Origin of the sequence: Rheinheimera sp. NSM (genome assembly GCF_052380015.1) — a bacterium.
Classification (GTDB): Bacteria; Pseudomonadota; Gammaproteobacteria; order Enterobacterales; family Alteromonadaceae; genus Alishewanella.
Window position 1 is genome coordinate 451,137 of the sequence record NZ_JBQTCI010000003.1, and the last position, 20,939, is coordinate 472,075.

General features: G+C 50.2%; 25 protein-coding genes and 5 tRNA genes. 10 read left to right on the forward strand and 20 right to left on the reverse strand.

Annotated elements, in window-relative coordinates:
- Positions 1-90: 90 nt before the first annotated feature.
- A complete protein-coding gene (locus ACTZWV_RS11435) occupies positions 91-840 on the reverse strand; it encodes a substrate-binding periplasmic protein (RefSeq protein ID WP_444786672.1) in 750 nt (249 codons plus the stop codon).
- Between the two features lie 153 nt (positions 841-993).
- On the opposite strand from ACTZWV_RS11435, the gene ACTZWV_RS11440 reads away from it, so the two are divergent.
- Positions 994-1,488, forward strand: coding sequence for an FKBP-type peptidyl-prolyl cis-trans isomerase (locus ACTZWV_RS11440; RefSeq protein ID WP_444786673.1), 495 nt, complete (start codon positions 994-996; stop codon positions 1,486-1,488).
- A 42-nt stretch (positions 1,489-1,530) separates the two neighbouring features.
- Here ACTZWV_RS11440 and ACTZWV_RS11445 read toward each other — a convergent pair whose 3' ends face one another.
- Entirely contained in the window at positions 1,531-2,628 is a 1,098-nt protein-coding gene (locus ACTZWV_RS11445) for a PQQ-dependent sugar dehydrogenase (RefSeq protein ID WP_444786674.1), read from the reverse strand.
- A complete protein-coding gene (locus ACTZWV_RS11450) occupies positions 2,621-3,067 on the reverse strand; it encodes a hypothetical protein (RefSeq protein ID WP_444786675.1) in 447 nt (148 codons plus the stop codon). The genes ACTZWV_RS11445 and ACTZWV_RS11450 overlap by 8 nt, the downstream gene beginning before the upstream one ends.
- Before the next feature lie 190 nt (positions 3,068-3,257).
- Here ACTZWV_RS11450 and hemH point away from each other — a divergent pair, with 190 nt between their 5' ends.
- Both hemH and ACTZWV_RS11460 read left to right on the forward strand, forming a co-directional pair.
- Positions 3,258-4,343, forward strand: coding sequence for a ferrochelatase (hemH, locus tag ACTZWV_RS11455; protein ID WP_444786676.1), 1,086 nt, complete (start codon positions 3,258-3,260; stop codon positions 4,341-4,343).
- A gap of 9 nt (positions 4,344-4,352) precedes the next feature.
- Positions 4,353-7,415: a transglycosylase domain-containing protein gene (locus ACTZWV_RS11460; RefSeq protein WP_444786677.1), complete on the forward strand. Its 3,063-nt coding sequence runs from the start codon at positions 4,353-4,355 to the stop codon at positions 7,413-7,415.
- Here ACTZWV_RS11460 and ACTZWV_RS11465 read toward each other — a convergent pair.
- On the reverse strand, positions 7,412-8,401 hold the full coding sequence (locus ACTZWV_RS11465; protein ID WP_444786678.1) for a GGDEF domain-containing protein: 990 nt from the start codon (positions 8,399-8,401) through the stop codon (positions 7,412-7,414). The two genes, ACTZWV_RS11460 and ACTZWV_RS11465, sit on opposite strands and share 4 nt — an antisense overlap.
- Before the next feature lie 87 nt (positions 8,402-8,488).
- The gene (locus tag ACTZWV_RS11470; RefSeq protein WP_444786679.1) at positions 8,489-9,076 is read right to left on the reverse strand and encodes an HAD family hydrolase; all 588 of its coding nucleotides are present in this window, start codon (positions 9,074-9,076) and stop codon (positions 8,489-8,491) included.
- A gap of 155 nt (positions 9,077-9,231) precedes the next feature.
- On the opposite strand from ACTZWV_RS11470, the gene ACTZWV_RS11475 reads away from it, so the two are divergent.
- Positions 9,232-9,645, forward strand: a complete 414-nt coding sequence (locus tag ACTZWV_RS11475) for a YccF domain-containing protein (protein ID WP_444786680.1) — start codon at positions 9,232-9,234, stop codon at positions 9,643-9,645.
- A gap of 37 nt (positions 9,646-9,682) precedes the next feature.
- Entirely contained in the window at positions 9,683-10,021 is a 339-nt protein-coding gene (locus ACTZWV_RS11480) for an MGMT family protein (protein WP_444786681.1), read from the forward strand.
- Here the strand turns inward: ACTZWV_RS11480 and ACTZWV_RS11485 are convergent.
- The 3 genes from ACTZWV_RS11485 to ACTZWV_RS11495 form a co-directional block, all read right to left on the reverse strand.
- Positions 10,018-10,308 (reverse strand): hypothetical protein, encoded by a 291-nt coding sequence (locus tag ACTZWV_RS11485; RefSeq protein ID WP_444786682.1) that lies wholly within the window; start codon positions 10,306-10,308, stop codon positions 10,018-10,020. The two genes, ACTZWV_RS11480 and ACTZWV_RS11485, sit on opposite strands and share 4 nt — an antisense overlap.
- Positions 10,305-10,736, reverse strand: a complete 432-nt coding sequence (locus ACTZWV_RS11490; protein WP_444786683.1) for a hypothetical protein — start codon at positions 10,734-10,736, stop codon at positions 10,305-10,307. The genes ACTZWV_RS11485 and ACTZWV_RS11490 overlap by 4 nt, the downstream gene beginning before the upstream one ends.
- Before the next feature lie 128 nt (positions 10,737-10,864).
- The gene (locus tag ACTZWV_RS11495; RefSeq protein WP_444786684.1) at positions 10,865-11,116 is read right to left on the reverse strand and encodes a hypothetical protein; all 252 of its coding nucleotides are present in this window, start codon (positions 11,114-11,116) and stop codon (positions 10,865-10,867) included.
- A gap of 171 nt (positions 11,117-11,287) precedes the next feature.
- On the opposite strand from ACTZWV_RS11495, the gene ACTZWV_RS11500 reads away from it, so the two are divergent.
- Complete coding sequence (locus ACTZWV_RS11500; RefSeq protein WP_444786685.1) at positions 11,288-11,872, forward strand: acyl carrier protein phosphodiesterase; 585 nt, start codon at positions 11,288-11,290, stop codon at positions 11,870-11,872.
- Positions 11,873-11,876: 4 nt separating this feature from the next.
- Here the strand turns inward: ACTZWV_RS11500 and ACTZWV_RS11505 are convergent, their stop codons facing one another.
- Positions 11,877-12,251, reverse strand: coding sequence for a VOC family protein (locus ACTZWV_RS11505; RefSeq protein ID WP_444786686.1), 375 nt, complete (start codon positions 12,249-12,251; stop codon positions 11,877-11,879).
- Positions 12,252-12,420: 169 nt separating this feature from the next.
- On the opposite strand from ACTZWV_RS11505, the gene ACTZWV_RS11510 reads away from it, so the two are divergent.
- Positions 12,421-13,122: a YebC/PmpR family DNA-binding transcriptional regulator gene (locus ACTZWV_RS11510; protein WP_444786687.1), complete on the forward strand. Its 702-nt coding sequence runs from the start codon at positions 12,421-12,423 to the stop codon at positions 13,120-13,122.
- A 79-nt stretch (positions 13,123-13,201) separates the two neighbouring features.
- On the opposite strand, the gene ACTZWV_RS11515 is transcribed toward ACTZWV_RS11510, so the two are convergent.
- On the reverse strand, positions 13,202-13,585 hold the full coding sequence (locus tag ACTZWV_RS11515; protein WP_444786688.1) for a cytochrome b562: 384 nt from the start codon (positions 13,583-13,585) through the stop codon (positions 13,202-13,204).
- A gap of 93 nt (positions 13,586-13,678) precedes the next feature.
- Complete coding sequence (locus ACTZWV_RS11520) at positions 13,679-13,876, reverse strand: CsbD family protein (RefSeq protein WP_092794992.1); 198 nt, start codon at positions 13,874-13,876, stop codon at positions 13,679-13,681.
- A gap of 251 nt (positions 13,877-14,127) precedes the next feature.
- Between ACTZWV_RS11520 and ACTZWV_RS11525 the strand changes: the two genes are divergently transcribed.
- Positions 14,128-15,327, forward strand: a complete 1,200-nt coding sequence (locus tag ACTZWV_RS11525) for a dipeptidase (protein ID WP_444786689.1) — start codon at positions 14,128-14,130, stop codon at positions 15,325-15,327.
- A gap of 58 nt (positions 15,328-15,385) precedes the next feature.
- Here the strand turns inward: ACTZWV_RS11525 and ACTZWV_RS11530 are convergent, their stop codons facing one another.
- The gene (locus tag ACTZWV_RS11530) at positions 15,386-16,093 is read right to left on the reverse strand and encodes a DUF445 domain-containing protein (RefSeq protein WP_444786690.1); all 708 of its coding nucleotides are present in this window, start codon (positions 16,091-16,093) and stop codon (positions 15,386-15,388) included.
- Positions 16,094-16,262: 169 nt separating this feature from the next.
- On the opposite strand from ACTZWV_RS11530, the gene yjjX reads away from it, so the two are divergent.
- Positions 16,263-16,787, forward strand: coding sequence for an inosine/xanthosine triphosphatase (yjjX, locus tag ACTZWV_RS11535; RefSeq protein WP_444786691.1), 525 nt, complete (start codon positions 16,263-16,265; stop codon positions 16,785-16,787).
- On the opposite strand, the gene ACTZWV_RS11540 is transcribed toward yjjX, so the two are convergent.
- Positions 16,784-16,972: a hypothetical protein gene (locus ACTZWV_RS11540; protein WP_444786692.1), complete on the reverse strand. Its 189-nt coding sequence runs from the start codon at positions 16,970-16,972 to the stop codon at positions 16,784-16,786. The two genes, yjjX and ACTZWV_RS11540, sit on opposite strands and share 4 nt — an antisense overlap.
- Positions 16,973-17,280: 308 nt before the next feature.
- Here ACTZWV_RS11540 and ACTZWV_RS11545 point away from each other — a divergent pair, with 308 nt between their 5' ends.
- Entirely contained in the window at positions 17,281-17,967 is a 687-nt protein-coding gene (locus ACTZWV_RS11545) for a 2OG-Fe(II) oxygenase (RefSeq protein ID WP_444786693.1), read from the forward strand.
- 321 nt (positions 17,968-18,288) lie between these two features.
- On the opposite strand, the gene ACTZWV_RS11550 is transcribed toward ACTZWV_RS11545, so the two are convergent.
- From ACTZWV_RS11550 to ybgF, 7 genes are all read right to left on the reverse strand, one after another.
- Positions 18,289-18,378, reverse strand: a tRNA-Ser gene (locus tag ACTZWV_RS11550).
- Positions 18,379-18,493: 115 nt separating this feature from the next.
- A complete protein-coding gene (nadA, locus tag ACTZWV_RS11555; RefSeq protein ID WP_444786694.1) occupies positions 18,494-19,552 on the reverse strand; it encodes a quinolinate synthase NadA in 1,059 nt (352 codons plus the stop codon).
- A gap of 71 nt (positions 19,553-19,623) precedes the next feature.
- Positions 19,624-19,699, reverse strand: a tRNA-Lys gene (locus ACTZWV_RS11560).
- A gap of 21 nt (positions 19,700-19,720) precedes the next feature.
- Positions 19,721-19,796 (reverse strand) — tRNA-Lys (locus tag ACTZWV_RS11565).
- Positions 19,797-19,813: 17 nt separating this feature from the next.
- Positions 19,814-19,889: transfer RNA gene (locus tag ACTZWV_RS11570), tRNA-Lys, on the reverse strand.
- A gap of 26 nt (positions 19,890-19,915) precedes the next feature.
- Positions 19,916-19,991 (reverse strand) — tRNA-Lys (locus tag ACTZWV_RS11575).
- 146 nt (positions 19,992-20,137) lie between these two features.
- Positions 20,138-20,923 (reverse strand): tol-pal system protein YbgF, encoded by a 786-nt coding sequence (ybgF, locus tag ACTZWV_RS11580; protein ID WP_444786695.1) that lies wholly within the window; start codon positions 20,921-20,923, stop codon positions 20,138-20,140.
- Positions 20,924-20,939: the final 16 nt, after the last annotated feature.

Consider the following 20,939-nt stretch of genomic DNA (forward strand, 5'->3'; position numbering starts at 1 on the left):
CGTTGAGGGCATGGATGCCTGAGTCGAGCCCCCAGGGACTGGGTTTACGGCGCGTTGACGTGAGCAAACCGATTCTGGCGGTTGTAACATTTATTGCGGCAGGCTGTCTGTAAGTTGATACTTGTGCTTTAAAGCGCTGATTTGCTCCTGATGGCTGAGCAAAAAGCGGTTAAATTGTTGCAATACTTGTGGATGGCGTGTAGTGGACAAATGAAAACTGACCCGTGTCACCGGCAGGTGCTGCGCCACCACTAAAGCGCCCTCCTGCTGTTGCTCACGTAAAATATGCTGCGCCACATTATATTCAACATCCGCGCCGTCCAACTGGCCGCGCAGCACCAGATTTATCGCTGATACGGCATTGGGTACTTCATATAATTTAAACCGGTACTGGTCGCGCAAACTCAGCCATGCGGTTGGGGTAAAACCGTGGATCACCGCCAGGGTACGAAACTGCGTTAAGTGGATGTGTTGATTCTCCGGTAACACCATAGTGCTGCCCAGATTATATATTACCGGGTCACTGAATAAGCGCCTGGCCTGCGAATTCTGATACTTTGCCCAGTTCGGGTTATCCGGATAGATAAAATCGACCAGATTATCCAACTCGTGATACAAGCGTTTTACCGGCAACGGTTGAAAGCTGAACTGATAGCCGTGTGTTGCAGCAAACAACCGCAGTACTTCATTAGCAAAACCGCTGCTGTCTGCTGCGGTGAAATTGTAATGCGGATAAAAATTCAGATCCTCGGTACCCACGGTAAACTGCTTTTGCGCCAACGTAGCCGGCGCTAACAGCAAACAAAGTATGACAGAAACGGCAGCCATATTTATACGCATTGATACCTACCCTGAAAACGCTACATCTTTAAGCAGTGTAGTGAGCAAATGCCGCTACGCCAACCTGGAGTTTGGGAACAGGCACAAAAAAGCAGTCGATTTTTCTGTTGCCGCACCGGATAATAGCGGCTTTATGCTAAGCGGACTCATTTTATGCAAATCAGCGACAACAGCGTAGTACAGTTTCATTACACCCTAACCGACGTCAGCAATGGCGCCAGTGTTGAACTTGAAAGCTCAAACGGCAGCCACCCGCTGCTGTATCTGCATGGCCACGAGCAAATGCTGCCGGCGCTGGAGCAAGCATTAAACGGTAAAGCGGCCGGTGATAAGCTGGAAGTTACTCTGACGCCAACCGAAGCCTATGGCGAGCGCGACGAAAATGCCATTCAAAGCATGCAGGTGAAACACCTGATGGGCGCAAAGAAATGGCAGCCGGGCATGACTGCTGTGGTACAAACCGAGCATGGCCAGCGCCAGGTGACTATTGTTAAAGTAGGCATGTTTAAAGCAGACGTGGATACCAACCACCCGCTGGCCGGTAAAACGCTCAAATTCGCCGTTGAGATAGTGTCAGTACGCGAAGCTACCGGCGAAGAAATTGCCCATGGCCACGCCCATGGTGAAGGCGGTCATCACCATCACTAAAGCTTTACCAGTGCTATATTACCGGCAGCTAAGCTTTGTCGCTTAGTTTGCCGGTGTTACTTTAATCAGTTGGCCTTTATCGCTGTCGGTCAGTAAATACAATGCCCCATCAGGTCCGCTGCGTACATCGCGAATGCGTTGCTTCAACTCACTAAACAGCACCTGTTCATTTACTACCTTATGGTTTTCTATTTGCAGCCGGTACACGCTTTTCGCTGCCAGTGCGGCAACAAAAATATTACCCTGCCACTGCGGAAATAACTCGCCACGGTATAATGTCATGCCTGCCGGAGCGATAGACGGTGTCCAGCCCCAAACAGGTGCCTGCATACCACTGAAAGCGGTATAAGGTGATACCCTGGCGCCGGTGTAATCGATGCCCTTCGTCGCCACCGGCCAGCCATAATTTGCACCGGCGGTAATAATATTTAACTCATCGCCACCACGCGGGCCGTGCTCGTGGCTATACAGCGTTTGGCTTGGTGCATCATAAAAAATACCCTGCACATTGCGGTGCCCTAAGCTGAAAATCTCAGCAGCATAGCCTGCTTTATCAGCAAAAGGGTTATCCTTCGGTACTGAACCATCGGCATTTAACCGCACTATTTTACCCAAATGATTAGCCGGGTTTTGCGCTTGCTCACGATAGTCAAAACCATCACCCAGGGTTAACACCAGGCTGTTATCCGGCAAAAAGACAATACGGCCACCAAAGTGTGCGGCACCGCTTTTTAGTGGCTGAGCCTGAAAAATACGCTTAATGCTGTCAAGGCCACTCGCCGTCAGTTCAGCGCTGGCAAGGCAGGTATTGTTAGCTTTTAAGGTGCCACAGGCATAGCTGAGCAGGATCTGATTATTAACAGCAAAATCCGGTGTCAATATCACATCATGCAAACCGGCCTGCGATGCCTGCAGCAGATTGGGTAATTGCGGTTTAACGCTGAAACGTTCGCTGCCATCGGCCGCCAGGCGTTTTAGTGTACCGCTACGTTCAGTCAGCAACATATCGCCATCGGGTAAAAACACCAGCGCCCAGGGGTAGTTCAGGTTATCAGCTACAATTTTCAGCTGATAAGGCTGAGCAGAATTTAGCGCGGGTACGGCAAAAAGTAACGCCAGTAAAACAGTAAGTTTAAGCATAAAGCTTTCTCCGTTTTAATAGCCACAAATAGCACAAGCTACCGGCACTGCTGCACAACAACATACTGATACTACCTGCGTTGCTGCGGGTTGCAGCAATTAGCGTAGGCATAGGCGCTACGGCATTGATAATCAGTAGCATAAAGAACAGCAACACTGCGCCAAGCCCGGCTGCCAGCCAGTAACGCCGCAGTAACGGTAAAAAATGCAGTAAAACAGCCGCCGCCAGCAGGTTAACCAAAGCTATAGGGGCATAAGTTAAGCTAAAGTGGGTTAGGTCAAACCACACTGTGGCTACAATGTCACCGGGCGCTATACTGCCGGTAAGCGCAGCTATAGCCGCCAGATTAAAAGCACTTTGTGTAATGCAAGCCAGCACAGTTGTTAATAATACGGCCAGCAACAGATAACCCACCAGGTACCAGCGCACAGATATCATGATATTTCCTCTTCCGGCATCAGTTTGAGGCTACCGTGCCAACAGCAATGTAACAAGATTAATTTTGCCTCCGGCTTACTTATCCTTATCAGAAGCTGCTAAGATCGGCTCAGGCTTTAAATCAGGTAAACTGTCTGCGCCACGCCAGCGTAGTGTCAGTTCCTCCAGCAAGAAGAGCAGCCATTCTGTTATGCGTTATATCAATACCCCCAACTTCGACCATCAGCAAAGCGATAAAATCGGCATACTGTTAACCAACCTGGGGACCCCGGATCAGCCTACGCCTAAGGCGTTAAAACGCTATTTAAAGCAGTTTTTATCCGACCCGCGCGTAGTAGAAGTACCACGTTTGCTATGGTGGCTGATTTTAAATGGCGTAATTTTACAGTTCCGGCCACGTCGCTCGGCCAAAGCGTATGCCACCGTATTTACCGAGCAAGGCTCACCACTGTTGTTCCATACTCAGGCACAGCGCGATGCCGTTGCGGCACAACTTAAACAAGATGGTCTGACTGATGTGGTGGTCGAATTTGCCATGCGCTACGGCAACCCTTCTTTTGATTCGGTATTAGATAAAATGTTTGCCCAAGGCGTGCGCAAACTGATTGTGCTGCCGCTGTATCCGCAGTATTCAGCTTCCACCTCAGCCTCCACCTTTGATGAGCTGGCGCGTAATTTTATGCGCCGCCGTTGGCTACCGGATTTACGCTTTGTGTCACATTATCCGGACTACGCGCCCTTTATTGCCGCCGCTGCCGACAAAATTCGCCGCCACTGGCAGCAACACGGCCAGGCCGACAAACTGATATTGTCTTATCACGGTATTCCTAAGCGTTATTTACTTAACGGCGACCCTTATCACTGTGAATGCTATAAAACCTCGCGTTTAATTGCAGAGCAGCTGGGTTTGAATAAAGAGCAGTATATGACCACCTTTCAATCGCGTTTTGGCCGCGAAGAATGGCTAAAGCCTTATACTGATGCCACCTTAAAAGCGTTGCCGGGTGAAGGCGTAAACAGCGTACAAATTTTTTGCCCTGGCTTTTCAGCGGATTGTCTGGAAACCATTGAAGAGATTGGCGAAGAAAACAAAGAGTACTTTATGCATGCCGGCGGCAAACGCTATGAGTACATCAGTGCACTAAACGCCGAACCTGAACACATTAATGCGTTGTGCCAGCTGATTAAAGATAATTTACACGGCTGGAACCTCAGCACTGATCCGCAGCGCGCCCAACGGGCCGTTGACCTTAATACAGCCAAATACGGAGACTAAAGCTTTTGTATGAGTGCAGAGCGCGGCAGCAACTTCAGAACTGAGCCGACATTAAATGCCGAACCGCTGTTAAAACGCATGCGGTTCGATAATGTGCGCGAGACGCCCTATGTTACGCCACCGCAACCACCGGTGCGCTATCTGCGCTGGCTGTTGTTGTTACTGCTAATACTGCTGATACTGGCGGTGTACCAGGAAAGCCGTAACCATTTTTATCAATCGACATTTTGGCATTGGTATGCCGGCAAACTGACCTATGAAGTCAAACCGGGCGCCGCTACACAGATCACCTTTCCGGGCCCGGGCCCGTTTGACCAGCGCTTTGGCTACAGCACACTGCCACAGTGGAGCAACAGCCTGCAGCAACAAGGCTTTTCCCTAAGTGCGCAAAGCCATTTTTCTACCGCGTTACAGCGCTATAGCCAATATGGTTTTTACCCGCCTTACCGCGAAAAAAACCAGCCGGGATTAACCGTGCTGGGCTGTCAGCAGGACACCCTATATCAGGCGCGTTACCCGGGCTACCAATTTGCCACGCCTCACCAGGTAGCACCGGCTATTGTTGCTGCATTATTGTTTGTAGAAGACCGCAGCCTGCTTGCCCCAGCGCACCCCAGAGCAAATCCGGTATTAAACATACCGCGGCTGGGCGCTGCTGTGTTGTCACAGCTGCAACGGGCAGCAGGCATTCCGGCAGCGGCAGCCGGTGGCAGCACTTTGGCCACCCAATTGGAAAAATACCGCCACAGCCCGCATGGTTTTACCTCGGGTACCAAAGACAAATTTCACCAGTTGGTATCGGCCAGTGTGCGCTCTTATGCGGAATCAACTTATACCCTTGCCAGCCGGCAACGGATAGTACTGGATTACCTGAACTCTGTGCCGTTGGCTGCTACGGCCGGTCATGGCGAAGTGCATGGTCTGGGGGATGGCTTACAAGCCTGGTTCGGCGCTGACCCGGCAGCAGTGAATGCCTTGTTGTGGCAAGGCGCACCTTATAACACACAGCAAGCGTTAGCACTGCGTCAGGTATTGGCGCTGATCATCGCTCAGCGCCGGCCATCGTATTATTTAGTCCAGGGACGGCGGGATCTGGAGCAACTAATCTCTGCGCATCTGGTGTTAATGCAACAGCAAGGCATTATTGATAAAGAACTCGCTGATCTGGCCATACAACAACAACTGACATTTCAAACCCAGCATATTATATCTGCCGCGACGGATCATGATTTTAAAGCCAGTACCATGGCCCGCAGCCGGCTGGCGTATTTACTGCAACAAAACTTATATCAGCTCGACCGGCTGGATTTAACGGCGCACACCACTATCGACTCCAAATTGCAGCAAGCCGTTAGCCGGCATTTGCAGCAACTTGGCCAATATGACCATGCTGCTGCCGCCGGTTTGTTTGCTGAACGCTTACTTCGCCCGGGTCAACAAGACAAAGTCCGTTACAGCTTTACTCTGTACCAAAGCAGTGACAGCGGTAATAAGGTTCGGCTGCAAACTGACAATACCGACTTACCCTTTGATTTAAATGACGCCAGCAAACTGGAGCTGGGTTCCACCGCTAAACTGCGGGTACTGGTCAGTTACCTGGAAATTATTGCTGAATTACACCGGCTGTATGCCGATGAGCCTGCTGACACGCTGCAGTTTCTCGACATAGCACCGCAAGACCATCTGACCGCCTGGGCAGTACAATATCTGACACAGCAGCCCGGCAGCAACTTAAGCACTATGCTGCAGGCAGCACTGCAACGACGCTACAGCGCCAATCCGAAAGAAAGCTTTTTTACCGGCGGCGGGCTGCATACTTTCAGCAACTTCAACAAAGATGAAGACAAACTCAACCCTACGATAGCTGAAGCGCTGCAACTATCGATCAACCTGCCATTTGTGCGTCTGCTGCAAGATATGGTGAATTACAGCATTTATCACGGTGAAAACAGCAGTTATCAATTGCTGAAAGATGACGACAATCCGCAGCGGGAGCAGTACTTACGTCGTTTCGCAGACAAAGAAGGCACCACCTATTTGCGCCGTTTCTGGCAGAAATACCAGGCTAAAACGCCGGCACAGCGGCTGGACACTTTTATCCAGAGCAGCCGGCAAACACCGGACCGCTTAGCGGCGGCTTATCTGTACATCCGCCCGGACAGCACACCGGCGCAATTTAGCGCACTGATGCAACAACAGTTTGGCAGTAGCAATGATTGGCAAGGGCTGTACCTTAAATACCAGCCCGACGCGTTTAGCCTGCCGGACAGGGCTTACTTGTCCCGCAGCCACCCGCTTGAATTATGGTTATTGGCGTATCTGCAACAACAGCCGGATGCCACTTTAGCTGAAACCGTAGCAGCCAGCGCTCAGCAGCGGCAGGAAATTTATCAGTGGTTGTTTAAAACCCGGTTTCGCAGTGCCCGTGATAACCGTATTCGCAGTATGCTGGAAATTGAAGCCTTCTGGGACTTGCATCAACGTTGGCAGCGCCTGGGTTATCCGTTTGAGTATTTAGTGCCCTCGCTGGCAACGGCGCTGGGCAGCTCCGGCGACAGGCCGGCTGCATTGGCTGAACTGGTAGGCATTATTCTCAATGAGGGTAAACAGCTACCAACAGTGCGCATTGATCAGTTAGATTTTGCTGTCGATACACCTTACGAAAGCCGCTTTGCCCGGCCGCCGGCGCGGGCAATACAGGTGATGGATACTGAGGTTGCTCTCACAGTACGCCAGCTGTTGCAACAAGTGGTCAGCACCGGTACGGCGCGCAGGTTACAGCAAGGCTTTAACAGCACTCTGCTGCAGGGCGGGAAAACCGGCACCGGCGATAACCGGTTGGTAAAGTTGAACAGCCGCGGCCAGCAAATCAGTTCTAAAGCGCTGAACCGCACCGCAACCTATGTATTTTATCTGGGCGCGTCACATTTTGGTGTACTGACGGCTTACGTCGCCGATGAAACGGCGGAACACTTCAGCTTTACCTCTGCTTTACCGTTACAGGTATTGAATAGCATGGCGCCAATACTGGTGCCTTATATTGAGCAAACTGCCGCCGGCGAATGCCGTTAACCGGCAACAACTCTGTTGCGGCCATCATGTTTAGCCTGGTATAGCGCCATATCAGCGCGGTGCAACCAGGCTTCCCAATCCTCTGCCGGCTGCAACATCGCCAAACCAATTGAGGTTGTCATATGCGAACCGTCCGGTGCTGTCAGGAACTGTGCTATGCCGACGCGGATTTTCTCTGCCAGCTTAGCCAAATCAGCCGGTTTAACATCGGCCAGTAACACAACAAATTCTTCGCCACCAAACCGAAAAACCTGATCACTCTGGCGCAGCATAGATTGCAGCAGCGGAATAAGCCCTGTCAGCACTTCGTCACCGGCTTTATGACCATGATTATCGTTAATCCGTTTAAAATGGTCCAGATCAAGCAACATAAGACCATAGGGCCGGCCAAAACGCTGGTGTTCGTTAATTGCCAGCGCCAACTGATCATTTAAGGTACGCCGGTTTGCGGCGCCGGTAAGGCTGTCGGTAGTCGCCAAACGTTGCAATTCACGCCGTTGCAGCTGAGCACGGTAGGCAAAAATAAACGCAAAAATGCTGGTGATCGTTGTCGTCACCATAAAAGACAGCATTTGAAACTGACTGGCAAACACCTGGCCGGGCCGCCACTGAGCGAACAATAATAAGCATGCCAACATAGCAATTAACAACACAAAAGCTTTAAGCGGGGATACCAGGAAGAAAATAAACACCAAAAACGGATACACCCAAAACAGGCCATCCACCCCCAAATTAATGCAAACTAAAACGGCGCCAAAACAAAATACCAACGCCATAAACAGCCCCGGCTTTACCGTATCTCCGGTGCGCCAGGCCATACGGGTAGCGATAATAGCGCAGGTTACCATCACAAGGTCGGCAATGCCGACAACATAGTTACCACTATACAGCCGGTATATGCCATAGGGTGTCACACAAAGCACTATCATCGCGCCCACCAGAGTGAGCATCGCCAGATAAAAATCGTCTTGCAACCGCTTTAACACCAATAGCCTCCGGGGTTCTGCATTACGCCGCACGTTATTAATATAGAGGCAAGCTTGCTGATTACCTAATCAGAATCTGCACTCTTTTCACGCTTGCAGCGCTTGCGTCAGTTGATCAAAATGACTGAACACCCAATCTGCCTGCGGTGCAAAATGTTGATTGTGTGCGTTCAGATATAAACAGGACGCCATACCGGCGTTGGCTGCTGTTTCAATATCATAGATGTAGTCACCAACATAGATCATTTGCTTAACTGACAGTTGCAGCTTCTCCGCCAGTAACAATAATCCTGCCGGATCCGGCTTGGCAGCACAATCTTCTCTGGTCAGTACATGTTCTATCGGCATTTGCAACCGCTGCATGGTCAACGCTGTAGCTTCGCGCATATTACGGGTTAACAATGCCAGCGGCATCTTGTTGGCACACAGTGTTTGCAGGCATTGTTGTGCTCCGGGCATCCAGGTCGCGTTAACGGCGCCCTGCAACTCGTGGCGGCGGATAATCTGGTCGGCCCGGCTAAACAGCTTTGGATCATCCAACAGCGCCAGCTGCTCTAACAACGGCGTGCCCGCCGGCCAGCCGATATCACGACAGATGGCGGTAAAATCCAGCGCTGAATCCACCAAAGTGCCGTCCATATCAAATACCACGGCTTTAATATGCTGTAACTGCAAGGGTAAACTCCTGTTTCGGGTAGTCATTTTTGCCATAAATTAGCTAATTTACCATCAGCCAATTACGCCAATATTCTAATACACTGTTTTTATTGATTATAATTTTGGCGCATTTTCTGCTTACTGCTTAGTATCTTTAAAATAGGAGGTAGAAAATGACAGTGTTCAGATTAATATTTAATATACTGTGGTTTGTGCTGGGCGGTTTTGTTATGGGGTTGCTGTGGTGGCTGGTAGGTCTGCTGTGTTTTATCAGTATTGTCGGCATTCCGTTTGGCCGCAGCTGCTTTGTTATTGGTGAAATGGCGTTTTGGCCCTTTGGTCAGGATGCGGTAAACCGGCGCTATATTAACCGCTATGATGATATAGGCACCGGCACCTTAGGTACCCTGGGTAATATTATCTGGTTTTTGTTGTTCGGCATTTGGCTGGCACTGGGGCATTTGGGTCATGCTATAGTGTGTTTTATCAGTATTATCGGCATTCCGTTTGGTATACAGCACCTTAAGTTGGCGATGTTAAGCCTGGCTCCGATTGGCAAAACCGTTGTTGCCCGTCGCGCGGTTTAACACGGCGCCTGATTGATTATTTAGTTCGGAGTAAGCAGTGTCTGCAGATAACTACCAACGCATCTGGCAAACCGTGCTATTGATCCCCTGCGGTAAAGTGGCCAGCTACGGCCAGATTGCAGATTTAGCCGGCTTACCCGGCAGAGCCAGATTAGTGGGTAAAGCCTTAGGCTATGCCCCCGCGGAGCTGGCGGTGCCCTGGTACAGGGTATTGCGCAGTGACAGAAGCCTGGCGTTCCCGCCGGGTAGCGCCAGCGCAGTAGAGCAACGGCAATTATTGCTGGCTGAAGGCGTAATGCTGAAAAAAAACAGAGTGGATAATGCCACATTGTGGCAGCCCGACCTGGCTGAGCTGCTGTTTAAGCTGCAATATTAAATCCGGGTTAAGCGCTGCTTAGCCCTTAATAAGGCCTCCTGTTCAAACTCTTCCATATATTCAGCCAAATCGCCTTTCCATTGTTCGTCGGCTTGCTCTGACGCTTCTTTAACTAAACCAACTTCCAACTGATCACGCCGCACCAATAACTGATGAGCACGGCTTTGCATTTCCAATTCAATTTCAGCCTGAATCTGGCTGATAGAGCGTAATACACAGAGTTTGCGGTATGCTACCAGCGCCAAAGTATCAAGCAGTAAAATGATAAGCAAACAAAGTACAATCACTGCGCCGGCTCCATCGAAAACGCTTTTCTGGCCCTGATTTCAGCCAACCAAAAGAAAATTATCATCGGCACCAGCGCCAGGTTCATCGCCGGGATGGCATTACGGTAGACAGCGGCAAGCACTTCGGTATCGAATACAAAGCGGTCAATAAAGCGGAAGCTTTGCAGCAGGGTAAAAAGCAGAAATGTAAAACCCACCAAATGCGCGACACTACTGACGTTTTGCTTTAACAATTTGTGCAATTTAAATAGCAAGTACAACGCGATGCAATCAATAAACGCAAAACCACCGTACCAGGCAAATTTGTTCAACACACCAGACTGAGATGATACTTCATACAATACTGGTGTCAGCGCTGACATGATGCCACTGGCCAGCGCCAGCACTAACAAGCTGATAACAATCGACGAGACCTTGCGCTCAAACATCACTGCTATCAGCAACAGAATGAAGTTCGACAGAAAAACAAATTTCCCCATCTCAAACAGAACAGTTTGTATGTAACTCCAATCCATAGTGTATTCTCGTTGTTTGGCTGTATTCGCGTGACTGTTTATTAGTTGCTTTTTGGTGGTTCAATACCCATACCATTGGTTAACGGTGATACATTGTCGTTGATTGCAGACGAATCTTTCGATTGCAAGGCCCGTGCCTGCTCACTGATCCTCACAGAATCTGTCTGTGCGGCCGGTGTAACAGTATTCTGGTTTTGCGCTGGCACAGTGCCTGCCGGCTTTTGTGCTGTAGCTTTTTCATTAGCATACAGTTGTAATTGTGCTGCACTGTTATTGATATTATTTACTGGCATAACATATAGTCCTTTTAACGGTAATTTGTTACCTGATACTAAAGCTAAGTACGTGATAGTTCCAGTAAATATGCCTTCAATCATTTGACAAAAAACTGATATTTTCAAACTGACAGTAAAATGTAACCGAAACATAAGTGCATAATGCGATCGCGTGTTGCGGGGGGAATGGTGAATTATTTAGCTCATGCGGTGCTGGCCCAACCCAATCAATATTCGTTAACCGGTAATTTGCTCGGCGATTTTTGTAAGGGTGTTGCTACTGCGCAGTTGCATCCGCTTATTTTAGCCGGACTGTATAATCATCGCGCTGTCGACCGTTTTACTGACCAGCATTATGCGGTGCGCCTGGCCAAGCAGCTGTTTTCACATCAGCGCCGCCGCTTTGCCGGTATTGCGTTGGATGTCTTGTTTGACCACTTTTTAATTAAACACTGGGCACAGTTTTACCCGCAACCTTTTGCCGACTATAAACAACAGTTGTACCTGCGACTGGCCGCAGCAGAGCATCTGATGCCGGCACAAATGGCAGCAACAATGCACAGCGTACGCCGCCATGATTGGTTCAGCAGTTATCAGCAACTGCCGCAGTTAGGTGTAGCCCTGGACCGCATTGCACTGCGGATCCGTTTTGCCAATCAGTTCGCCGGCATGATAGATGAAATCCAGCCGCATTATGCAGCATTGGAACAAAGCTTTTTACAGCTTTACCCTGAACTGCGCCGGCATATTTCAGAGCTGGCGCTGGAAACCTGACGGCTTACTGCTGTGAATGCATGCCTACTTTATTACCTTCACTATCAAGAAACACGCCGATAAAGCCATGCTCGCCAATGCTGGTCTTACCCAGCAGTAACTTGCCACCGGCATGTTCTACCTTCGCCAATAAGGGCGCCACATCAGCACATTCAAAATACACCATGGTGCCTCTGTCGCAAGGTTCATAATCCGGCCCCTGCACTAAAGCCCCGCTGCTGCCTGGCGTACTGTGGTCAAACGGAAACATCGCCATTACATCGGCGCCCATTTCCAACAGATCAAACTCCACAGCAAACACATGGTGGTAAAAATGCCTGGCACGCTGCATATCGCTGACCGGTATTTCAAACCAGGCTACGGGATTAGGGTTAAACATGGTGTTCTCCTTAGCTAAGAGCCAAAAGCGTAGTGCAGCCCGGCACAAGCTGCCAGTTGATCTGTGCCGGTAGCGTAGATTTATTCTGGCTTTTGTTGCGTTAAAAGCCTGCTATTGGCTAGACTAGCGCCCTGTTCGTTTTGATAGCCAAAAATACAGGAGCGCAATAATGGGCGCACAATGGAAAGCCAAACATAAAATGGATGCGGCCAACGCCAAAGGCCGTATTTTCACCAAGCTGGCAAAAGAGATTGCCGTCGCCGCCCGCAATGGTGCCGACCCGGATATGAACGCTAAGCTACGTTCTGCCATAGAGGCAGCCAAAAAAGCCTCTATGCCCAAAGACACACTGGAGCGCGCCATTAAGAAAGGCGCCGGCTTGCTCGATGGCCCGGCAAACTATGAGACCGTAGTATACGAAGGCTTTGCGCCACATCAGGTACCGGTAATTGTAGAATGTTTAACCGACAATAAAAACCGCAGTGCTATGAGCATCCGCCAGTTGTTCCGTAAAGGGCAGTTGGCCACCTCCGGCGCTGTGTCCTGGGATTTTAAACACCTGGGCCAGATTGAAGCCGAGCCACTCAATGCCGATGCCGATGCCGAATTGGCGGCCATTGAAGCCGGCGCGCAGGATTTTGAAGCCGGCGATGATAACGAAGTTGTATTTTTAACTGAAGCGACCGATTTAGACTTGGTGGCCAAAGCCCTGCCGGAATTTGGCTATAACGTATTGACCGCTAAATTAGTATACCGTGCCAATAACCCGGTAGCGCTGGACGATACACAGCGTGCTGAAGTAGAAGCCTTTTTAGATGCCATTGATGCCGATGATGACGTGCAAAACGTCTACGTTGGCTTAGCCGGCTAAGGCATGCTTTAGTTTTAAGCTATTTGCTAAGCTGACACAGCCATCCTGCGGGATGGCTGTGTTGTTTCTGCGCCGGGCTTTAACCAAACAATAAGCGCCAGATACTTACCTTGCGCTGCTGATGGTACTCTTTACGCAGTGCATCGACCTGCTGCAGATGCAGTCTGGCTTGGGTGACATCATCCTGCTCCGCCGCTTGTTTGGCTAACTGCAACTGGGCCAATACCTGTTGCAAGCCTTGCTTAAACTGCTCTGCTTTATCCGCTGCAAAATCAGCGCCGGCAGATTGCTGTGTCAAAATGATCAGCTCATCCAACAACGGCAACAGTTGCTCAGCGCTTTGTGCGTCATAGGCCAGCTTATACTGAAAGGCCATATTTTTCATGGTTTTTTCAAGATCAACCGACGCTGTCACCGATACAGAGTAAAGCAAGCAGCACAGGCTGAAATAAAGGACGCGCATAACAACACCTCAAAATACAACACGGCGGCCATTGTAGCGCAAAAGCGCCGGGCAGGCATATCATAGTACCGCCCGGCTTAAGTGGTAACAGGCTCAGTAGCGGCTGAAGAAGTCCTCTACCTGCGCCATGGCATCATCCCTGTCCAGGCCATAACGTTCCTGAATTATATCGGCCAGCTCATCAAAGTTACCTTTGGTCTGCTCCAACTCATCGTAGCTAACCTTATCCCATTGTAATTTTGCTCTGGCGCGCATTTCGCCCCAGTTGCCTTCATAGTATTTGTAGCCCATGCGATTACTCCTTTGCCTCTAAGTAACACGCTAAAGCCGGTGCCGTTTGCTCAGCGTTACAGCCCGGCCACCTGACAAGCGTCATCTGTCTCGCAACAATATATTTGTCGCGCTACCGCCGTCGGGCTAAGTGTAGCTGTTGCATGCACCAGGCGTGAAAATTATCCTACTGGTCTGACAGCACTTGTCGTTACCGGTTAAACCTGTTGAGATAGCAACGGGAACCCGGATCACAATAAGAGATAAAAACAATGAAGCAAACATTCACCCCTTTCGCCTTTTTCTGCAGCGCGGCTATGCTAAGCGGCTGTGCGGCCACTGCCGGTAACACCGCCTTACAGGCCGGCACCGCGCAACAACTGGCGCAACAATACATTATTATCGACACCCATATTGATGTGCCTTACCGGCTGCATAAAGACTGGGAAGACGTTACGGTGGCGACACAACGCGGTGAGTTCGATTACCCGCGAGCACAAGCCGGCGGCTTAAATGCACCCTTTATGTCTATTTATATCCCGGCCTCTTACGAGCGTAGCGGGGGCGGTTATCAGCTGGCGAATCAGCTGATTGACAGCATGGAAGCGCTGGTGGGCCGCGCACCGGATAAATTTGCCATGGCCTACAGCAGCCAGGATGTGCTCGACCAGTTTGGCAGCGCTAAAGTATCGCTGGCCCTGGGTATGGAAAACGGCACGCCGATAGATGGCAAGCTGGAAAACCTGCAACACTTTTATCAGCGCGGTATTCGCTACATTACGCTGTCGCACTCTGAGAGCAACCATATTGCCGACTCCAGCTACGACTTACGCCGCAGATGGAACGGCTTAAGCCCGTTCGGTAAAGAGCTGGTAGTGGCAATGAATAATATCGGCATGATGATTGATATCTCGCATGTATCAGATGACGCCTTTTACCAGACAGTAGCAATCAGTAAGGTACCGGTTATCGCCTCGCACTCATCACTGCGCAGTTATACCCCGGGTTTTGAGCGCAATATGGATGATGACATGATCAAAGCGCTGGCGAAAAACGGCGGTGTGGTACAAATTAACTTTGGCTCTTCCTTTGTTACCATGATGGCAAACCAATACGGCGCCTTGCGTAAAGCCGCAGCAAAACAGGCTGGCGTAGCCGACGATGACGCTTTTGAGCTGGCGTTTCGCAAAAAACACCCTTACCCGTTTGCTACGTTAGATACGGTACTGGACCATATAGACCATGTGGTAAAACTGGTGGGTATTGATTACGTAGGTATTGGTTCAGACTACGACGGCGTAGGCGATTCACTGCCGGTAGGGCTAAAAGACGTGGCCAGCTATCCGAATTTAATCGACGGCTTGCTGCAACGTGGCTATAGCGAAGCCGATATCGAAAAAATTCTGTCGGGTAATTTATTGCGGGTGTGGCGCCAGGTGGAAGAATATGCGGCGGCACATTCAGCCGGGTAAACATAAGCCTGATAAGTAACAAAACAGCGCGGCCCTGGCCGCGCTGTTTATCGGCAGATCACTGAATAAAGGCTGCCAACAGGCCGATAAGACCGCCAAACACACCGCCCCACACCACCAGCCAGCCCAAATGCTGACGGATCATCTGCTGAATAATGTCTTTTACCAACTCTGGCGTCAGCTCGTTTAAACGCTGCTGCACTATGGTGTCTACCTGAGTACGGATACCTTCGAGCTGTTCGGGTTTATCTAACTGCGCCAACACCAACTGATTAAACTCATCTGTTTGTGATACCTCTGTCAGTGCACTTTTCAGCTTAGCGATAAACGGCTCTTTTAACGGCAATAAGGCTGCACTGCCGCCAAACATACCCAACATAGTGCCAAAAGAGGACTGCTCTACCACTTTTAGTAACGAGTCAAACGCCGGTGATAAATCGCTTTGCTCAATCACCGGAGCAAAATCAAAAGTGGCACTGTGGCTTTGTTGTTTGTCGGCTAAAAAGCGGTCGATATTGTCACTGCTGAAAAACTGCGTCATCACCAACTGGTAAATACCGGCCTTAAACTGCTCAAACCGCGCCGGTATTACGCCGGAGCCATATAACAGCGGCACTTTCTCAAACAGCATATGCACGGCCAGCCAGTTGGTTAATGCACCCGACAAGGCAAATAAACCCACACTCAGCAGCACCGGTTGCTGTAAATACCAACCTGCCAGCGTAATTACTGCGGCAACCCCATTAGTAACAACATTTTTATTCATGCCTGCCTCACCCTGTTAAAACCTAAGCCTTGTTGAACCTAAGCCTTATTGAACCAAAACGTAGTGGCGCCGATTCTAATCAGCTAACCGTCTGCGGGCAAGCTCCGGCTTCAGTCAACGGCCAATTCAGGTTATGCTTGGCAGGTACAAATAAATAAAGAGAACCAGGATGAAAATAGCAGTTGCCTCGGCCAACCCGGCCAAAATCCGCGCGGTCCAGGATGCATTAACACAGGTATTTAGCGGCGAAACACTGCAGTGCAGCGGACAAAGCACCGGGTCCGGCGTGTCAGCCCAGCCGATGACCAGTGAAGAAACCTTACGAGGAGCACTGAACCGGCTGCAGGCAGTTGCAGCTGCCGCGCCGGGTGCAGACTATTATGTTGCGCTGGAAGCCGGCCTGGACGGCGACTGCAGCTTTGCCTGGATCGCTATTTCACATCAGGGCCGTATCAGTAAAACCCGGTCGGCCAGTTTACCGCTGCCGCCTGCTGCACTCATGGCTATACAGCAGGGCGAAGAGCTGGGCGATGTGATGGATCGCATGTTCGCGCAACATAACGTAAAACAACAAGGTGGAGCCATTGCCATGCTAACCAATCATTTGCTGACGCGCTCCGGCGTATATCAGCAAGCGATTATCCTGGCAATGATCCCGTTTATACAGCCGCAGCTGTTTACCCAAGAAGCTTAGTTGTAACCCAGCTCGGCACAATGCGCAGTATCGGCATCACGACGGACAGATTTTGCCGCTCCGGTATCTTCTTCAGTCCATACCAAGCTCAGCGCTTTACGCTCTTGCTGAGTTAAATCAACAGTTTTCTGCTGTTGAAAGAAAAAACGTTGCTGTTGTACATGGCTTTGCTTAACGGCACTCATAACAGACTCCTGCATTAAAAATGGCTGCGGGTCAGTACATGCTTACAGTACAAGAACCGCGAATACAGGTGAAGCTTAAAGCAGGTAAACTGAGCAGTAGCTGAACCCGGCACTAATATCAGCATATTTTGTTAAAAATATTTGCCGGAGCGTCCGGGCTAAGCGGCGCAGACTATGAGTCTGCCGGCGGCGGCAAATAACCCGGCACCGGCAAGCCCGGCGTCCGTGCAAGCTGCATTAATACTGTGGAAAATATTGTATCATCAAGCTTTTAAGACGTTATCCAACCCTACAGGTGAGTTGTTCCAATGTGGCTGAATAAAGAGCTGGTTACCGATTCTGCGCTATACAGCTACCGCAAGACATTATCGAATTCCGGCCCCAGGCATGTGGTGATTGATAATTTATTTGATAGCGCCACTCTGGATGCCATCGTCAAGGTTTTGCAGCAAGATAGTGGCTGGCAAACGCAGAAACACACCTACTCAGCTTTATATGTCGATAACGCTAAATGGCAAAAAACCCGCAAGAAAAACCGTTTTGTACAGCGGGATGCCTGGCAGCGCCCTGCGCCGGAAGCCGGCAGCAATATTGCACTGGAATTTTTGGCGTTTTTACGCGGGGATGAGTTTATGTCCTTGTTATCACGCATCTTTAAGGTGCAATTAACCGATATCAACGTGGCTAAGCCCGATATTAACAGCAATTATTTTCGCTTGGGTGCCACCGACTTTGTTAATCAACATGCTGACGACTCGCCGGGCAGAGAGGTATGCATGCTGTTGTATTTAAATAAAGACTGGCATCAGGGGGGCGGCGGTGAACTGGTTTTTACGGGAGTGGATGATAAACCGGTCAATATCGCGCCGTTATATAACCGCTGCGTGCTGTTCGATCCCTCTTCACCAGGCTCTGAACACTTTGTAAAACCAGTGACAAGCGAAAATACACAGCGATATCGTTACAACGTCACCAGTTGGTATTGGTCTGAGTAGAGAGGGATTATTCCGGGCTTCCTGCCCTCCACCCCTTCAGGGCCGCACTTAAGTGCGTTCCAATTCTCTCCCGGAGAATTGGTCGAACTCAGGGTTCGAACCAAGACCTCGCTCACCGCGTTAAAATAAAAAACCCGAGCTTTTGGCCGAGAGAGGGATTATTCCGGGCTTCCTGCCCTCCACCCCTTTGGGGCCGCACTAAAGTGCGTTCCAACTTGTTCCTGACAAGTTGGTCGAACTCAGGGTTCGAACCAAATCCTCGATCTCTGCCGCGTTAAAACAAAAACCCCGAGCTTTTGGCTCGGGGTTTTTGTTTTAATCTGGCGGAGAGAGAGGGATTCGAACCCTCGTTAGGGGTTAACCTAAACACACTTTCCAGGCGTGCGCCTTCAGCCACTCAGCCATCTCTCCGGAACTTGCGTTGCAAGCGCGGCTATACTAGGGAAATTCGTGCCGTGCTGCAACTGTTATATGTGATTGTGCTTTGCTTCCGGCTGATTTTTATACATATCAGCCGAAAAGCAGATCAAGCGTTGCCTTTTACCTGCCTTTTCAGCTCTTTTGCAAAGTTCAGCATGCGGTTAAGTGGTACTAAGGCTTTTTCACGCTGCGACGCATCGACAAAGATCTCATGGCCGTTAGTGTCCGTCAGGGCCGCCTCAATCGCTTTTAAGCCGTTCATTGCCATCCAGGGGCAATGGGCGCAGCTTCTGCACGTGGCGCCGTTACCGCCGGTTGGAGCTTCAATAAAGCTCTTATGCGGCATCTGCTGCTGCATCTTGTAAAAGATGCCCTTGTCGGTAGCGACAATAAAGGTGTTGTTAGGCAGCGTTTGGCTGGCTTTAATCAGCTGGCTGGTAGAGCCTACCGCGTCGGCCAACTGTACTACGCTGTCCGGTGACTCGGGGTGAACCAGCACGGCTGCATCGGGGTACTGCTTTTTCAGCTCAATTAAGGCTTTGGCCTTAAACTCGTCGTGTACGATACAGGCTGCGTTCCACAGCAGCATGTCAGCGCCGGTTTGCTTTTGCACCCAGGCGCCCAGGTGTTTATCCGGGCCCCAAAGAATCTTTTTGCCCTGGCTGTCTAAATAATCCACCACATCCAGCGCAATGGATGAGGTAACCACCCAGTCGGCGCGGGCTTTTACCGCAGCAGAGGTATTGGCATACACCACCACTACGCGATCCGGGTGCGCATCACAAAACGCCGAGAACGGCTCTGCCGGGCAGCCTAAATCTAACGAGCAGGTGGCTTCCAGCGTGGGCATTAATACGGTTTTGTTTGGCGTAAGAATTTTCGCGGTTTCGCCCATAAACTTTACCCCGGCGACAATCAGTGTTTTTGCCGGGTGTTCATTGCCAAAACGGGCCATTTCTAAAGAGTCTGACACGCAGCCGCCGGTTTCTTCGGCCAGCGCCTGAATTTCCGGATCGGTATAGTAATGCGCTACCAGCACAGCGTCTTTTTGCTGTAACAGCGTTTTGATACGGTCTTTGTAGGCTTGCTTTTCGTCACTGCTAAGTGGCAGTGGCTTTTTCGGAAAGGCAAAGTCTTGCTCTGTGAAATACAACGTCTGTTCCATAGGGCTTACCTGCTGGCATTAAAGGGCGGCTATTATAGCGCTGCGAATTGAGAAAATACAGTATGGCGGCATGGTGGGTCGTGCTGGATTCGAACCAGCGACCAATTGATTAAAAGTCAACTGCTCTACCAACTGAGCTAACGACCCATGCAGGAAAAATGAAGAAAGTGGTGGGTCATGATGGATTCGAACCATCGACCAACGGATTAAAAGTCCGCTGCTCTACCAGCTGAGCTAATGACCCAAACAGGGCTATCGAAATGGTGGGTCATGATGAATTCGAATCATCGACCAACGGATTAAAAGTCCGCTGCTCTACCAGCTGAGCTAATGACCCATTTCGATATCAAAGTTTGCGCGATTTGGTGGGTCGTGCTGGATTCGAACCAGCGACCAATTGATTAAAAGTCAACTGCTCTACCAACTGAGCTAACGACCCTAACCGCGGACGCATATCTTACTGATTTACGGCTTTTGTGCAACCAAAAAGTGTTAAAAAGCACGCGGATGTAGTCTGATTGCTCAAAATGCCAGCGTTATCCGGCGTTATACAGGAAGAAAAAACCCGGCCTGAGCCGGGTGGGATTATTTCAGCGCATTAATTCTGTCTTGCGCCAGCTTAGCTGATGTCGCCGTTGAGTGCTTGTCAACTAACTGTCGGTAAAACCGCAGTGCTGCGTCTTTGTTGTTCTCGCGCTCGGCCACCTGGCCTAATTTCAGCAAGGCGTCGGCAACTTTATTGGACTGGGGAAAATTATTCACTACCCGCTCAAAATGCGTTTTTGCTTTAGCCAGCTCGTTGTTGTTAAACAACAACTGCCCCAGCCAATAATGCGCATTAGGTGCATAGCCTGAGTTAGGGTAAGTGCGGATAAAGTTCTCGAACTCCGGTATTGCTGCATCATAGCGCCGATCTTTCAGCACCATATTGACCGCTTTATCGTAGGCGTCATTCTCTGACAGATCAGAAGAATACGCCGCTGTGTTACTGCTGTCAGGTTGAACCACAGGTATAGTAGCAGGCGCAGCCTGTATTGCACTTACCCGACGGTCAATTTCCTGGTACAAATCACGCTGACGCTGCAGAATCTCGTTCAACTGGTGAGCATGGGTTTCAGTAACGCCACGCAACTCGCTGACTTCGTCCAACAGCAACTGTAATTGCTGAGCCATCCGCATTTGTGCGTCGGAACGGGCTTCTACAATGCGCTCCAACGTCGCCAAACGTTGCTCTATCGAGCCGGCGGGCTGGCTTTGTACAGCAGTAGCAGCAGGCCGGTTACGATTAATATCGGTAACCGGTGCCGGATTAGCCATAACACCGGTATGCACCAGCGTTATGGCTGCTAACAGAGAGTATTTAACTGTCATGCGTATCAATATAGTA

What these genes read in the sequence shown, in the direction of transcription:
- ACTZWV_RS11435 (WP_444786672.1), bottom strand. Translation starts at nt 840, where the DNA reads ATGCGTATAAATATGGCTGCCGTTTCTGTCATACTTTGTTTGCTGTTA.
- ACTZWV_RS11440 (WP_444786673.1), top strand. Translation starts at nt 994, where the DNA reads ATGCAAATCAGCGACAACAGCGTAGTACAGTTTCATTACACCCTAACC.
- ACTZWV_RS11445 (WP_444786674.1), bottom strand. Translation starts at nt 2,628, where the DNA reads ATGCTTAAACTTACTGTTTTACTGGCGTTACTTTTTGCCGTACCCGCG.
- ACTZWV_RS11450 (WP_444786675.1), bottom strand. Translation starts at nt 3,067, where the DNA reads ATGATATCTGTGCGCTGGTACCTGGTGGGTTATCTGTTGCTGGCCGTA.
- hemH (WP_444786676.1), top strand. Translation starts at nt 3,258, where the DNA reads ATGCGTTATATCAATACCCCCAACTTCGACCATCAGCAAAGCGATAAA.
- ACTZWV_RS11460 (WP_444786677.1), top strand. Translation starts at nt 4,353, where the DNA reads ATGAGTGCAGAGCGCGGCAGCAACTTCAGAACTGAGCCGACATTAAAT.
- ACTZWV_RS11475 (WP_444786680.1), top strand. Translation starts at nt 9,232, where the DNA reads ATGACAGTGTTCAGATTAATATTTAATATACTGTGGTTTGTGCTGGGC.
- ACTZWV_RS11490 (WP_444786683.1), bottom strand. Translation starts at nt 10,736, where the DNA reads ATGTTTGAGCGCAAGGTCTCGTCGATTGTTATCAGCTTGTTAGTGCTG.
- ACTZWV_RS11495 (WP_444786684.1), bottom strand. Translation starts at nt 11,116, where the DNA reads ATGCCAGTAAATAATATCAATAACAGTGCAGCACAATTACAACTGTAT.
- ACTZWV_RS11505 (WP_444786686.1), bottom strand. Translation starts at nt 12,251, where the DNA reads ATGTTTAACCCTAATCCCGTAGCCTGGTTTGAAATACCGGTCAGCGAT.
- ACTZWV_RS11510 (WP_444786687.1), top strand. Translation starts at nt 12,421, where the DNA reads ATGGGCGCACAATGGAAAGCCAAACATAAAATGGATGCGGCCAACGCC.
- ACTZWV_RS11515 (WP_444786688.1), bottom strand. Translation starts at nt 13,585, where the DNA reads ATGCGCGTCCTTTATTTCAGCCTGTGCTGCTTGCTTTACTCTGTATCG.
- ACTZWV_RS11520 (WP_092794992.1), bottom strand. Translation starts at nt 13,876, where the DNA reads ATGGGCTACAAATACTATGAAGGCAACTGGGGCGAAATGCGCGCCAGA.
- ACTZWV_RS11525 (WP_444786689.1), top strand. Translation starts at nt 14,128, where the DNA reads ATGAAGCAAACATTCACCCCTTTCGCCTTTTTCTGCAGCGCGGCTATG.
- ACTZWV_RS11530 (WP_444786690.1), bottom strand. Translation starts at nt 16,093, where the DNA reads ATGAATAAAAATGTTGTTACTAATGGGGTTGCCGCAGTAATTACGCTG.
- yjjX (WP_444786691.1), top strand. Translation starts at nt 16,263, where the DNA reads ATGAAAATAGCAGTTGCCTCGGCCAACCCGGCCAAAATCCGCGCGGTC.
- ACTZWV_RS11540 (WP_444786692.1), bottom strand. Translation starts at nt 16,972, where the DNA reads ATGAGTGCCGTTAAGCAAAGCCATGTACAACAGCAACGTTTTTTCTTT.
- ACTZWV_RS11545 (WP_444786693.1), top strand. Translation starts at nt 17,281, where the DNA reads ATGTGGCTGAATAAAGAGCTGGTTACCGATTCTGCGCTATACAGCTAC.
- nadA (WP_444786694.1), bottom strand. Translation starts at nt 19,552, where the DNA reads ATGGAACAGACGTTGTATTTCACAGAGCAAGACTTTGCCTTTCCGAAA.
- ybgF (WP_444786695.1), bottom strand. Translation starts at nt 20,923, where the DNA reads ATGACAGTTAAATACTCTCTGTTAGCAGCCATAACGCTGGTGCATACC.